The following is a 12,308-nucleotide window of genomic DNA, read 5'->3' as shown; positions in this document are numbered from 1 at the left end:
ATGTCCCGCATGGAAATTTATCCTCCAACCGAACCGCATATCGTTCATTTAAACAAAGAACACCCGGCAGTGATCGCTTTATGCCAAGTGGACAGCAAGCTGGCTGCTTTAATCCGCCTTGTCGGCGACATGGCTTTGAAACCGAGTGCCAATCCGTACGAGTCGCTTGTCATGTCCATTATGGCCCAGCAGCTCTCCGCCAAAGCGGCAGGTACCATTCAAGCGCGAGTGCGGCTTATCGTGCCGCAGGTGACCCCTGAGCTTGTGCTGGCCGCAGACGAAGAAACCATCCGCCAGTGCGGTGTCTCCTATCCCAAAATCCGCTACATCCGCGACCTGAGCAGCAAAGTGCTGGGCGGCGAGGTGACGCTGGATGACCTGCATGCGCTCGACGATGAGACTTTGATGAAGCAGCTGACGAGTGTCAAAGGCATCGGCAAGTGGACGGCCGAAATGTTCATGATCTTCAGCCTCGGCCGTCCGGATGTCATGTCAGTCGGTGACGCCGGCCTACAGCGGGCAGCGAGGTGGCTGCATCAGCTTGAAGAGCGGAAAGACGGGAACTACCTGGGCGCTGTCGCGCCTGCATGGAGCCCTTATCGGAGCTATGCCTCCCTGTATTTATGGCGGGCCGTTGATAATGGCTATGTGGACAAAGGGCTCGTTCTTTAGAATCCGCGAATCCGCTAAATGCTCGCCGTCTCCATTTTAATCTTTTTGCTTGCTTCGTCCAAGGCTTGATCCAGCACCGCCAGCGGGTTCTCAATCATCTGCCCGTGGCCGACAGCCAGCAGGCTCGGTTGTAAATTGCGCAGCTTGCGCACGCTCTCCAGCGAAGCCTGCTTGTTCCATGTCGCCAGGGCTGGAAAAGGAAACCGCCACCTCACGACGCCCGACACCGCAACGCCGCCGCGAACTTGCAGGGCGTCGCCGGCAATCAGCGCGTGGCTTCGCACGTCTAGGAACGCCATCATGCCCGGCGTATGTCCGGGTGCGGCGATCGCCTGCAGGGAGCCGATTCGGTCGCCGTCTTGCAGCAGTACGTCCGGCTTGGTCCGAATGGCGCCAGGCTTCGGTACGCCACCCTTAATCGGCGTATTAGGCTCTCCTGGCTCTAATTCCTTGCTGCCGGCAAGGAGCTTGGCATCTCTCTGCGAGATATACACCTTCGCTTGCGGCAGCGCCTGCTTCAGGCCGTCCAATGCGCCAATGTGATCCCCATGCGCATGCGTAAGCACGATGCGGGTAAGCGGCTTGCCGATCTTCTCCGCCGCCTGCAAAATAGCCTGCACAGCAAAAGGCATTGCTGCATCCACGAGGGTCAATTCGTTCTCTTCTTCCACCAGATAACAGTTCACCGGAAACCATTTCGGCATAAAAGCCAGCTGATATATAGCGCCGTTTTGAGTCATTTCCATAAAAACGCCTCCTCTTTTCTACCCTTATTAGTATAATAACTAATACAATTAGTTTTGTCAATCATAAAGAAGCACACCGCCCGCCGCTAACAAGCGTTGTCACAAATACTTATGATACAATAGAGCTTATGTGAACCGAGACAACATATCCATTTGATAAAGTGAGGGAACAACTTCATGAATACAGAAACATTGGAGCTTTTTCGCACATTAACGGAAATGCAGGCCGTATCCGGCTTTGAACGCGAAATTCGACAATTCGCGCGGACCGAGATGGCCAAATATACCGACGAGTTCATTCAGGACGGGCTCGGCAGCCTCTTCGGCATTATGCGCGGCGACGAAAACGGCCCGAAAGTAATGGTCGCGGGCCACTTCGACGAAGTCGGCTTTCTCGTCAACGGCATCACCGAGCATGGGACGATCAAGTTCCAGCCGCTCGGCGGCTGGTTCAGCCAAGTGCTGCCTGCGCAGCGTGTGCAGATCATGACCGACAACGGCCCGGTCATGGGCGTCATCGGCTCGACGCCGGTGCACTTGCTGGACGAAGCCTCGCGCGGGAAGCCCGCAGATATCAAGTCGATGTACGTGGATATCGGCGCTGAGGATAAGGCCGATGCGCTGGCCATCGGCGTGCGAGTCGGGCAGCAGATCGTGCCGGTCTGCCCGTTCACTCCCTTAGCCAATCCGAAGCGGATTATGGCTAAGGCTTGGGACAATCGCTACGGTGTCGGCCTGGCGATTGAACTGTTGAAGGAGCTTCACGGCACGAAGCTCCCGAATATCCTGTACAGCGGTGCGACTGTACAGGAAGAGCTCGGCGCGCGCGGCGGGATTACCGCGGCGAACCTCATCCAGCCGGACTTGTTCTACGCGCTGGATGCTAGTGCCGCCGGCGACATGACCGGCGACCGCAACGCTTTTGGGCAGCTGGGGCGCGGCGCGCTGCTGCGCATTTATGATCCGGGCATGTTCACCCACAGGGGCATGGTCGAGTTCATTCTTGATACGGCGGAAACCCACAAGATCCCGTATCAGTACTTTATCTCGGCCGGCGGCACGGATGCCGGTCAGGTGCATCTGCAAGGCAAGGGCATACCGTCTGCCGTCATTGGCGTTTGCGCGCGCTACATCCATACGTCCGCGTCGATTCTTCACGTCGACGATTATGCGGCGGCGAAAGAGCTGCTGATCAAGCTCGTGCAAGCGACTGACCGGACAACGTTAAATACGATTCATGAGCGGGCATAACGATTCATACTGAGCTTCTATAAGATAAGCACAAAGCGCATCACTGTTCTATCAGACTTAGGGGAACTTAAGCCGACAGGACGGAGATGCGCTTTTTATAGAACTAATGTTCCTTTTTATGGTATAATTGCCATAATACTAATGAATAGGAAGTGGATTCCTTTATGGACTATTGCATTCGCTTAGCAACCTCGCATGATTCCCACTCGATTAGCCTGTTGTTTTCCAATCTTACCGGCCGCACGATTTCACCGCTTTACATCGAGAACCGACTGCACTTCATGCATGACCATCCATATAACTTATATTTGTATGAACAACAAGGCCAGATTCTGGGCACCCTGTCATTTCGCATCCGCGAATACGCCGATAGTACGCTTAAGCTGAGCGAAGCTGCCATGATTTCGTCCACCGAGGCGGATCAGCATGAATTGGTCGGAGGCCGGCTTCGAGCGTTCGCTGAACAATTAGCCAGCCAGCATGCATGCACGGGGTTGTGGTGGGTGGCTGACGAACAGGAAACCATGAATGGCACGTATAGCTTGAGCCAGTCGCTCTACCGCCAAGAAAGTGGGTACCGGCTAATCAAGCGCTATCTGTAGCGGCCTGACACAAAGCAAATAGCGGAAGCAACGCTTCCGCTATACGCTCACAAACTACACTAGGGCTGGCACCCGTAGGGCATCACACCTCGCCTGCCGCTTGGAGCGGCCCTTTGGCCCGCCTTATCCGATTTGCACCTTACGCCAGCGCATCCTTCTGCTTATGCTCCAGCCAGTAGCTGACGTCAAACGCCGACATCGGCTTGCCGTAATAGAAGCCTTGCATCACATGACAACCGCGTGACTGGAGAAATTCGATCTGGTCCGAAGTCTCTACGCCCTCCGCCACAACGCCAAGGTTCAAGTTCTTGGCAATGGCGATGATGTTGCTGATGATCGCTTGCTTCGAGATCTGCTCGCTTTTATGAATGAAAATCTGATCGATCTTTAACGTATCCACCGGCAGCTCATCCAAGCTGCCCAGCGAGGAATAGCCCGTTCCAAAATCGTCGAGCGACACTCTGACGCCAAGTTCACGAATCGTTTGCAATTGCTCAATTGTGCCTTGAACATCGCTCATTGCGATTGACTCTGTAATCTCAAGCTCGAGGTAAGTTCCATTCAAGCCTGAGTCTCGCAGAGCTTCAAAGACCATTTCAAACAAAGTCTCACTTTCGAAAACGCGAACGGACATATTCACCGAAATGCACACTTGCATTTCATTGCGATCCTGCCATTTCTTGTTTTGGATACAGACCTCTTTGACCATCCACCGGGTCATCGGTACAATGATCCCTGTCTCCTCGGCGATCGGAATGAACTCTGCTGGAGACACCGGTCCGAGCTGCGGATGATGCCACCGGAGCAAAGCCTCCATGCCGACAAGTTGGTTAGAGCCGGTATCCCACTTCGGCTGGTACATGATTTTGAATTCATCGTGAACCATCGCTTTGCGCAGATCCTTCTCTAATACAAGCTTCCGCAATTGGGCGCGATTCATTTCCTCATCAAAGATCAGGTAACGATTCTTGCCTGCACTCTTGGCATTATACATAGCCGTGTCTGCAGCTTTGAGCAAATCCGAGCGGATATCCCCGTGCAGCGGCGCCAAGCTGATGCCGACGCTGCCTGTCACATATAGCTCGTGAACCTCTATGAAATACGCCTGCTTAATTTCGTTTAAAACGTTTTGCGCCAGTAGTTCAATCTGCTCCAAATCGGTCAGTTTGGTGATGATAAGGAACTCGTCACCGCCCAATCGGAAGAGCGTATCCTTGCCTTTGAGGCACGTACGGAGCCGTTCGGCTACCTGCTGCAGCAGCATGTCCCCAAAGTCGTGTCCGAGCGTATCGTTAATCGTTTTGAACCTGTCCAAATCGATGAACATCAGCGCTCCACCTTTCACAGGATCGAAATGTTCGCTGAAATAGCGCTGCAGATCGTGACGGTTGGGAAGGCCGGTCAACTGATCGTAATAGGCCATTTTCTCCAGCACGTGCCGGTCGAAGAAGATCGCTCCCCATGAAACAGCCAAGATAAAGAAGGTCGACAAGGCGACGCCTGTCAATAGGAAGATCTGAGGCGCCTGACCGCCTGGCATCGTATGCTGCATACTACTCAGGTGGCTAAATTGCGCTGCAGCCATTCCCGTATAATGCATGCCGCAGATGGCGATGGCCATAACAACGGCGCAGCCGAGCTTCCAAATACTGAAATCCGGCGTATGACGGAATCTATGGAACAAGTATAGAGCGGCATATGAAGCGATCAAAGCGACGCCCGCCGATGCTAGCCAGATGGGAATGTCATAGTTTACCACAACCGATTCGTGCATCGCATACATGCCCGTGTAGTGCATGGCAACAATACCGCAGCCCATAATAAAGCCGCCGAAGCCATACCTCCAGGCACTGGATTGGCTTCTTGCCGTAATTCGAAAAGCGACGTATGAAGCTAATATGCTGCCCAGAGAGGATAAAATAGTGATGGGAACATCGTAGTTTATCTCGACATCCATATGATAGGCCATCATCCCGACAAAATGCATGGACCATACGCCAACGCCCATGACCATAGAACCTGACAGAAGCCAAACCGTGCGGTTTCGTCCTTTGGTTCGGGCAATTTTGCTGACCAGGTTTAATGCCGAATATGAAGCTAGCACGGCAATGACGAAAGATAATAGAACGATCCACCCGTTGAAATGACCTTGCATTTGCACTTGGAGCGCCCCCTGCTTTCTGGATGCATATTTGATATGTGCTTTATTATATAATAGTCCCGCTATTTGTCGATAGCTCGAAAACTTGTAAAATATGAAAGAGAGAGCAAATCGAAGAATAGGCTCATAATGAGGTTATTATCGGTTAAAAATTAAATAATCTGAATATTTACAATATTTTAATAATGGTATATATTTAATCACAAGCTCCCCTGCCGAACCTACTGACCAGGAGGGATGAGGCGTCCGGGAGCCACGATCTTTCGAGCATAAGGAGAGGGGATAGTCCAATGAAGCACGTTAGCGAAGCATGCCCTCTATACCCTAATACTTGAGGAGAGAGGTGTTCATGAATTCACGATTACGGGCATGCGGGATCATAGGTAACAGCAGACGTCATGACCTACTCTGAAGAAAGGACACATGGAAAGGCCACTATTTTGCAACGGAAGTTGTGTTGATGGGAGTGTGTTTGGTCACAATTGAATAAAATCCGATTTTTATAGGGATTCCGGTTATCTTGGATAAGCGGGGTCCCTATTTTATTATAAAAAAATGCCCGCGACGCGATGCGCGCAGACATTATTCAGCAGCAGGCAGGCGAACCGTAAAGGTCGTGCCTTCGCCAATTTGGCTGGAGACGGAGACGGATCCCTGATGCATGTCGATGATTTTTTTGACAATGGAGAGTCCCAGCCCGCTACCGCCCAACGCCCGGTTTCTCGATTTATCCGCTTTGTAGAAGCGTTCAAAAATATGCGCCTGATCGTCCGCGGAAATTCCGATGCCATTATCCGTGATGCGGACGACCGCTTCTCCGGTGCCGCCCGTTACGTAGACACCAATCGTGCCGCCGACAGGCGTAAACTTAATTGCGTTATGGATGATATTGGTCCATACCTGGCTCAACAATTCCTCATCCGCCATAATCGTGATGGGAACCATGTCGATATCCATTTCGATATCTTTGTCCACCCATTGCGGCTCACAGGCTAGAATGTGGTTGCGCAGCTGTTTATCCAGCCGTACGCTTTTCAACTCAAAGGGATGGTGCTGCGACTCCAGCGAAGACAGCTTCAGCAAGTTATCGCTTAGTTTCGACAAACGCTTGCTCTCGGCTTCAATGATATCGAGGTAATGCTTGCGCTCTTCCTCCCCGAGATTGTCATTCTTTAACGCACGGGAAAAACCGCTGATCGACGTGAGCGGCGATTGGATCTCGTGCGACACGTTCGAGATGAACTCCTGCCGCATCTGCTCCAGCTGTCCCAGCTCGACCGCCATGTCATTAATGCTGTCCACAAGCTCAACAAACGGACCGTTACGCGGATCCCGCTCTACGGACACGTTGAAATCCCCTCGGGACATGCGGCGCACAGCATCAACCATTGTGCGAAAAAACTCCATCTGCTTGTTGCGGAAATAATATTTCCCGAGAAGCGCCATCGTAAAGCCCCAGAGAAACATCGAGCCTACAGAGTTGATCAGCTGTACATAAACCTCATCCGGCCGTTTCCCTATGCGGGTATAGAGCCAGTCCGTCACAAAGAAACACAGCAGCAAGTATACAATAATGAGCGTAAAAAGTCCTGCGCCAAAAAGATACTCGAAGATCCGCTCCTTGCGGCCTTTCTTTGCCTTCTCTGGCGCGCCGGGCTGTTCCTTAAGCGCCTGTCTGTTCATCACCGCGTGACCTCCATGCGGTAGCCTAACCCGCGGATGGTGCTGATCCGAAAAGCCGTCTGCTCTTCCGGAAACCGCTCGCGCAGCCTGTTGATATGGACGTCGACTGTGCGCTCATTGCCCTCATAGTCGAAGCCCCAGATCTGCTCGATCAACTGATCGCGGGAAAACGTTTTTCCCGGATAGCTCGCCAGCTTGTAGAGCAGCTCGAACTCTTTGAGCGGCAAGGTGACGCTGTCGGCACCGACCGTTACTTCATAGGTTTTACGGTTCATGGTCAAGTGACCGACCTGTACCGTCTGGGAAGAAGCGATTTTGTAGCGCTTCAGCAGCGCACGCACGCGCACCGCCAGCTCAACCGGCTCGAACGGCTTGACGAGGTAATCGTCGGTGCCCAGTTCAAAGCCCTTGACCTTCTGCGAGGTCTCGCCTTTGGCGGTCAGCATGAGCAGCGGGAAGTCATAGTGCTCCCTCAGCTCCTTACATAGCTCCCAGCCGTCCATATTTGGCATCATGACGTCCATGATGACCATATCGACCTGGACGCTTTCCAGCTTCGTTAACGCTTCTGCGCCGTCCTCAGCTTCGACGACTTCGAAGCCTTCGTTTATCATAAAAACACGGACGAGCTCGCGAATATAAGGATCGTCATCCACGATCATAATTGTCGCCATCGGCCTCACCCTCATTTCTTTCCGTTAATTGCCTTAGTCTTCACTTGCTGCGTTTTAAGCATAAGCATTTTTTATAAACTCAATATAAACTGCAGAATGACTGTCACGCTTTTTTTCAGCACCTAATTATGTTACATTTTGGAAGTGGGATGCAAGGAAAGACACAAGGTAGAAAGCAAAGGTAGGCATTCCCCATTTTGCTTTTCATCATGATCAAGGTGGTCTATGACGCGATGCTGAACAACCCATTTGGTGCATTTGAAAAGATTCAAAACGAGAGCGCCGCAGAGGCGTTTCAAGCTGCCATTCATCAGGAAGGATATGCAGGCTTCCGCCGCCTGCTGGACGGCTTCACGGAGGCTGTGAAGGCTGCCATGGATGCGGATATCGAAAGGCTTGAACAAGCCGTTCGTGCGGCTAGCCGGATGTTTCCCGATCCGGTAGTTTTCAGCCCTTCCTGGGAGAAAATCTGGCAGGAGCTAGGCGACACAATCGCCGCGAAAAAGAGCGTGCTCCAGACGGTGCCCGTCAACGACCGGACAGGCGAATGGCAGGTCATTATGGACAATCCCGGCGCTTTGCAGGAGGTTGTATGCTATCCGGGGCTGCAATTTCAGGAAGCGGCTTATTTGTTTGCTTATTTTCGCCCCCAACTGGAAAAAGCCGAATATATTCGGCTGCAAAAGATTAAGACGCTTATTCAAGAGACAGGCTCTTGAATTGTAGTTCTCCAAGCTGACCTCCCGCGTGTGCGCCGAGTGCGGCTTTTTTTCTTTTTCAGGAGATGCTCAGCCCTCCCTCAGTTCAAATTCAGATCAAGCCTATATATTGGCAATTATTAAATTTGAACAAGAAAAAGAGGTTATCACATGAAAAGAACACGACAATTGCATTTATGGATCGGCTTGATTTGTTCCATTTTTATTTTGCTGCAGTCTGTGACCGGGTTGCTGCTGTCTGAAAAGCAGCTTTTCGGCTTAGCCGGCGGGATGGGAGGCGGTCCGCCGCAGGAAATGAATGGAGGCGGCACCAGCGCCGCAGCTGCCGACATGCCGTCCAAGCAAACTGGATCTGACCAGGCTGCTTCCGGCAGCCGCCAGCCGATGGGCGATACCCAGGACAGCGGCATGGGTAGAGGAGGGCAAGGTGGTCAGCAAGGCATGATCGGGTTGATCAAGGGCCTCCATGAGGGGAAAATCGGCCAAACGGATGTACGATGGCTGGTTGACCTCGGCGCGCTCGGGATGATCGTGCTTACAGTGACAGGCATTGTGCTGTCGATGAAAACGCTGCGTGCCCAAAGCATCCAGAGAAAACGCCGAACGGCAGCCGTCGCGACTTCATAACGATGACTGTTGCTAGGCTGCTACGTCGCCTTGGTCGCCCGACAGGATAGCCTGCGAAATTGCACATACATCAGATAATCCTGCCACTTTTGCAGGATAGCCAAAGAGGCTGCCCTCCGTCATCAACGATGACCTCGAGACAGCCTCTTCTCTGCATTAGCCCAGCACGACGCGGTCGTCGGACAGCTTGCTTCCGCTAATGCGTTCAAATTCGCCGAGCAGTTGCTCCACGGTGAGATCTTTTTTCCGCTCTTCGCTCACATCGAGGATGATGCGGCCCTTATCCATCATAATCAGGCGGTTCCCAAGACGGATCGCCTGATCCATATTGTGCGTGACCATCAAGGTGGTCAGCTTCATCTCGCGCACGATCTCCTCAGTCAATCGTGTGATTAGCTCCGCGCGTGCCGGGTCCAGCGCTGCGGTGTGCTCATCAAGCAGCAGGATTTGCGGCTTGGTGAAGGTCGCCATCAGCAGGCTGAGCGCCTGCCGCTCACCGCCGGAGAGCAGGCCGACCTTGGCGCGCAGACGGCCTTCAAGGCCAATGCCCAGGCGCTGCAGCTGCTCCAGGAACAGCGTGCGCTTGCCCGCGTTGACGCCAAAGCTGAGGCCGCGCTGCTTGCCACGGGCATATGCCATGGCCAGATTCTCCTCGATCGTCATCCGCGGAGCCGTCCCTGCCATGGGGTCTTGGAAGACCCGGCCGATCCAACGGCTGCGCGCATATTCCGGCAGGTGGTGAATGACTTCGCCGCCGATCCGTACTTCACCGGCATCCGGCGTCATCACGCCGGAAATAACGTTCATTAGCGTCGACTTCCCGGCACCGTTACTGCCGATAACCGTGACAAAATCGCCCGGTTTTAAGTTCAGGTTAATGCCGACCAGCGCGACTTTTTCATCTGCCGATCCCGGGTTAAATAGTTTGGAAACGTTAGAGAGCTGAAGCATTATGGTCTACCCCCCTGATTCGACTGCAACGCGCGGGAGATAAGCTCCGCAGCCCGCCGTTTGGCATTCGCCTTTTGCTTAATCGCACGCTGAACGGAAGGCAGTACAAGCGCAATAATAACGATAATTGCTGTAATCAATTTCAAGTCGGAAGCATTGAGCCACTCGACGCGCAGGGCCAACGCCACCACGATTCGATACACAATGGAGCCCAGAACAGCGGCTAATGTCGCTTGGAATACCGAGCGCGCGCCGAAAATCGCCTCACCGATAATAACGGAAGCCAGACCGATCACGATCATCCCGATACCCATAGAAATATCAGCGAACCCGGATTGCTGCGCAATAAGAGAGCCGGATAAGGCCACAAGTCCGTTCGACAAGCTCACGCCTAGAATCGTCGTTGTGTCCGTATTGGCACCGAAGCTGCGGATCATCCGAGCGTTATCCCCCGTAGCACGGAGGGCAAGACCTAGATCGGTGTGCAGGAAAGCGTCCAGCAGCAGTTTGACAACAATAACAATGATAAACCCTAGCAATATCGGCGAGATCGATGTAAAAATCGTATCGGTACCTAACAGGGAAATGTTCGGCCTGCCCATAATTCTCATATTAATGGAGTACAAGGCGATCATCATCAAAATACCGGAAAGAAGCCCGTTAATCTTGCCTTTCGTATGCAATAAGCCTGTGCAGGCTCCTGCAACCAAACCTCCGGCAAATGCAGCCAGGCAAGCCAGCCAAGGTGAAAAGCCATGCGACACCATAATCGCTGCGATTGCGCCGCCTGTAGTAAAACTACCGTCCACTGTTAAGTCCGGGAAGTCGAGAATACGGAACGTGATGTATACGCCAAGCGCCATTAGCGCATATAGAAGCCCTAGCTCGACAGCTCCGCTCATCGAATCTATCATGCAAAATCCTCCGTAATTTCAAAATAAAAGCGATCAGCCCTCATCCAACAAAGAAGGAGCGAACGAACAACGTTCACTCCATAAGTGAAGAGCCCAGGTTACTGAATGATATCCTTCTCTTTGTCTTTAACTGCGTTCTTCATAGCATCCGTCACTTCGATACCTTGTGCTTTAGCAGCCTTCAGGTTCAAGATCAGGTCAAGTTTATCAGGAACAGTAACTTTCATATCTCCCGGTTTTTTGCCGTTCTTCAAAATATCCGCAGCCATTTGGCCTACTTGGTAGCCATGGTCATAGTATTTAAATCCGACTGTTGCAAAAGCGCCCTTTTCAACGGTATCGCGATCGCTGGAGAAGAATGGAATATGCTTCTCATTGGCGATTTGAATGATGGAGTCAACGCCGCTAACGACTGTGTTGTCCAGTGTGATCAGGAAAGCGTCTGCGCGTCCGACAAGGGATTGAGCAGCTTGCTTCACTTCCGATGTATTGGTAACAGGAGCTTTGACCAGCTTGATGTTATGCTTTGCCAAAGACTCTTCTGCATTTTTAGCCATAATGACCGCATTCGGCTCGCCTTCGTTAATGACCAGGCCGACTGTTTTTACTTTTGGCATGTTAGACGCTACGAAGTCCATCAACTGGGCGACCGCTTGAGGATTCGTATCGGATGCGCCGGAGACGTTGCCGCCCGGCTTATCCAGGTTGTTGACGATTTTAGCCGCAAGCGGATCGGTAACTGCCGCGAACAGGACAGGAGCCTTCTTCACTTGTTGAGCCAGCGCCAGGGCCGATGGTGTTGCGATGCCGAGTACGAGATCGCTGTCGGATGCGGCAATTTTTTGCGCGATGGACAGATTGTTGGCTTGATCGCCTTGTGCATTATTGAAATCAACTTTCAAGTTGGTGCCTTCGACGATGCCTGCATCTTTCAGAGCGGCGATGAACCCTTGACGTGTAGCATCCAAAGAAGGGTGTTCCACGATCTGCGAAATGGAAACCTTGTAAGTTTTGCCGGATGCGGGTGCAGCTGACGCTGGTGCAGCGGATGCTGCGCCGCCGGATGCAGCTTGGGTGTCGGCTTTTTGGCCGCAGCCTGCTACTGTGATCAACGCAGCAGATAGAACGAGTGTCATTAATGTTTTCTTTTTCAACATGTTTACCCCTCTCTTTAGCCCCATAATATGCTTGGACGATTTAACGTAGCACCCGCCCACCCCTTTAACGCTTTTATCGACAAAAGCAGACAAGTTGCGGGACGCCGTGCGTCCAAGTAAAATTGAATTAACCATAGTTTAATTGGCTGTC

Annotated in this window: 12 protein-coding genes; 5 read left to right on the top strand and 7 right to left on the bottom strand. The window is 52.4% G+C overall.

The window, feature by feature from the left end; translation table 11 throughout:
* The first annotated feature begins 9 nt into the window (after window positions 1-9).
* Window positions 10-672: a DNA-3-methyladenine glycosylase family protein gene (locus tag O9139_RS29335; RefSeq protein WP_270885281.1), complete on the top strand. Its 663-nt coding sequence runs from the start codon at window positions 10-12 to the stop codon at window positions 670-672.
* A gap of 14 nt (window positions 673-686) precedes the next feature.
* Here O9139_RS29335 and O9139_RS29330 read toward each other — a convergent pair whose 3' ends face one another.
* Window positions 687-1,418 carry an MBL fold metallo-hydrolase gene (locus tag O9139_RS29330; RefSeq protein ID WP_270885280.1) on the bottom strand — a complete coding sequence of 244 codons (732 nt, stop codon included), beginning with the start codon at window positions 1,416-1,418 and terminating at the stop codon, window positions 687-689.
* 177 nt (window positions 1,419-1,595) lie between these two features.
* Here O9139_RS29330 and O9139_RS29325 point away from each other — a divergent pair, with 177 nt between their 5' ends.
* Entirely contained in the window at window positions 1,596-2,669 is a 1,074-nt protein-coding gene (locus O9139_RS29325) for a M42 family metallopeptidase (RefSeq protein ID WP_270885279.1), read from the top strand.
* 164 nt (window positions 2,670-2,833) lie between these two features.
* Entirely contained in the window at window positions 2,834-3,271 is a 438-nt protein-coding gene (locus O9139_RS29320; RefSeq protein ID WP_270885278.1) for a hypothetical protein, read from the top strand.
* A 139-nt stretch (window positions 3,272-3,410) separates the two neighbouring features.
* Here the strand turns inward: O9139_RS29320 and O9139_RS29315 are convergent, their stop codons facing one another.
* The 3 genes from O9139_RS29315 to O9139_RS29305 form a co-directional block, all read right to left on the bottom strand.
* Window positions 3,411-5,432: a bifunctional diguanylate cyclase/phosphodiesterase gene (locus O9139_RS29315; RefSeq protein ID WP_333743031.1), complete on the bottom strand. Its 2,022-nt coding sequence runs from the start codon at window positions 5,430-5,432 to the stop codon at window positions 3,411-3,413.
* Between the two features lie 582 nt (window positions 5,433-6,014).
* The gene (locus O9139_RS29310; RefSeq protein ID WP_333743058.1) at window positions 6,015-7,115 is read right to left on the bottom strand and encodes a sensor histidine kinase; all 1,101 of its coding nucleotides are present in this window, start codon (window positions 7,113-7,115) and stop codon (window positions 6,015-6,017) included.
* Window positions 7,115-7,789, bottom strand: a complete 675-nt coding sequence (locus tag O9139_RS29305) for a response regulator transcription factor (RefSeq protein WP_270885276.1) — start codon at window positions 7,787-7,789, stop codon at window positions 7,115-7,117. The genes O9139_RS29310 and O9139_RS29305 overlap by 1 nt, the downstream gene beginning before the upstream one ends.
* Window positions 7,790-8,022: 233 nt before the next feature.
* Between O9139_RS29305 and O9139_RS29300 the strand changes: the two genes are divergently transcribed.
* Both O9139_RS29300 and O9139_RS29295 read left to right on the top strand, forming a co-directional pair.
* Window positions 8,023-8,508: a hypothetical protein gene (locus tag O9139_RS29300; protein WP_270885275.1), complete on the top strand. Its 486-nt coding sequence runs from the start codon at window positions 8,023-8,025 to the stop codon at window positions 8,506-8,508.
* Window positions 8,509-8,658: 150 nt separating this feature from the next.
* Window positions 8,659-9,135 carry a PepSY-associated TM helix domain-containing protein gene (locus O9139_RS29295; protein ID WP_270885274.1) on the top strand — a complete coding sequence of 159 codons (477 nt, stop codon included), beginning with the start codon at window positions 8,659-8,661 and terminating at the stop codon, window positions 9,133-9,135.
* Window positions 9,136-9,291: 156 nt separating this feature from the next.
* On the opposite strand, the gene O9139_RS29290 is transcribed toward O9139_RS29295, so the two are convergent.
* The 3 genes from O9139_RS29290 to O9139_RS29280 form a co-directional block, all read right to left on the bottom strand.
* A complete protein-coding gene (locus O9139_RS29290; RefSeq protein WP_270885273.1) occupies window positions 9,292-10,086 on the bottom strand; it encodes an ABC transporter ATP-binding protein in 795 nt (264 codons plus the stop codon).
* Window positions 10,086-11,000 carry an ABC transporter permease gene (locus tag O9139_RS29285; protein WP_270885272.1) on the bottom strand — a complete coding sequence of 305 codons (915 nt, stop codon included), beginning with the start codon at window positions 10,998-11,000 and terminating at the stop codon, window positions 10,086-10,088. Before O9139_RS29285 ends, O9139_RS29290 begins: the two co-directional genes overlap by 1 nt.
* 98 nt (window positions 11,001-11,098) lie before the next feature.
* A complete protein-coding gene (locus O9139_RS29280) occupies window positions 11,099-12,154 on the bottom strand; it encodes an ABC transporter substrate-binding protein (RefSeq protein ID WP_270885376.1) in 1,056 nt (351 codons plus the stop codon).
* Window positions 12,155-12,308: the final 154 nt, after the last annotated feature.

It is taken from the genome of Paenibacillus aestuarii (assembly GCF_027789125.1).
In the GTDB taxonomy this organism is placed as follows: domain Bacteria; phylum Bacillota; class Bacilli; order Paenibacillales; family NBRC-103111; genus Paenibacillus_E; species Paenibacillus_E aestuarii.
This window is presented reverse-complemented; position numbering and strand designations above follow the sequence as displayed.

Bases quoted from the DNA above. Each gene is read 5' to 3' on its own strand.
- O9139_RS29325 (WP_270885279.1), top strand. From the start codon at position 1,596: ATGAATACAGAAACATTGGAGCTTTTTCGCACATTAACGGAAATGCAG.
- O9139_RS29285 (WP_270885272.1), bottom strand. From the start codon at position 11,000: ATGATAGATTCGATGAGCGGAGCTGTCGAGCTAGGGCTTCTATATGCG.
- O9139_RS29290 (WP_270885273.1), bottom strand. From the start codon at position 10,086: ATGCTTCAGCTCTCTAACGTTTCCAAACTATTTAACCCGGGATCGGCA.
- O9139_RS29300 (WP_270885275.1), top strand. From the start codon at position 8,023: ATGCTGAACAACCCATTTGGTGCATTTGAAAAGATTCAAAACGAGAGC.
- O9139_RS29320 (WP_270885278.1), top strand. From the start codon at position 2,834: ATGGACTATTGCATTCGCTTAGCAACCTCGCATGATTCCCACTCGATT.
- O9139_RS29310 (WP_333743058.1), bottom strand. From the start codon at position 7,115: ATGAACAGACAGGCGCTTAAGGAACAGCCCGGCGCGCCAGAGAAGGCA.
- O9139_RS29305 (WP_270885276.1), bottom strand. From the start codon at position 7,789: ATGGCGACAATTATGATCGTGGATGACGATCCTTATATTCGCGAGCTC.
- O9139_RS29335 (WP_270885281.1), top strand. From the start codon at position 10: ATGGAAATTTATCCTCCAACCGAACCGCATATCGTTCATTTAAACAAA.
- O9139_RS29295 (WP_270885274.1), top strand. From the start codon at position 8,659: ATGAAAAGAACACGACAATTGCATTTATGGATCGGCTTGATTTGTTCC.
- O9139_RS29330 (WP_270885280.1), bottom strand. From the start codon at position 1,418: ATGGAAATGACTCAAAACGGCGCTATATATCAGCTGGCTTTTATGCCG.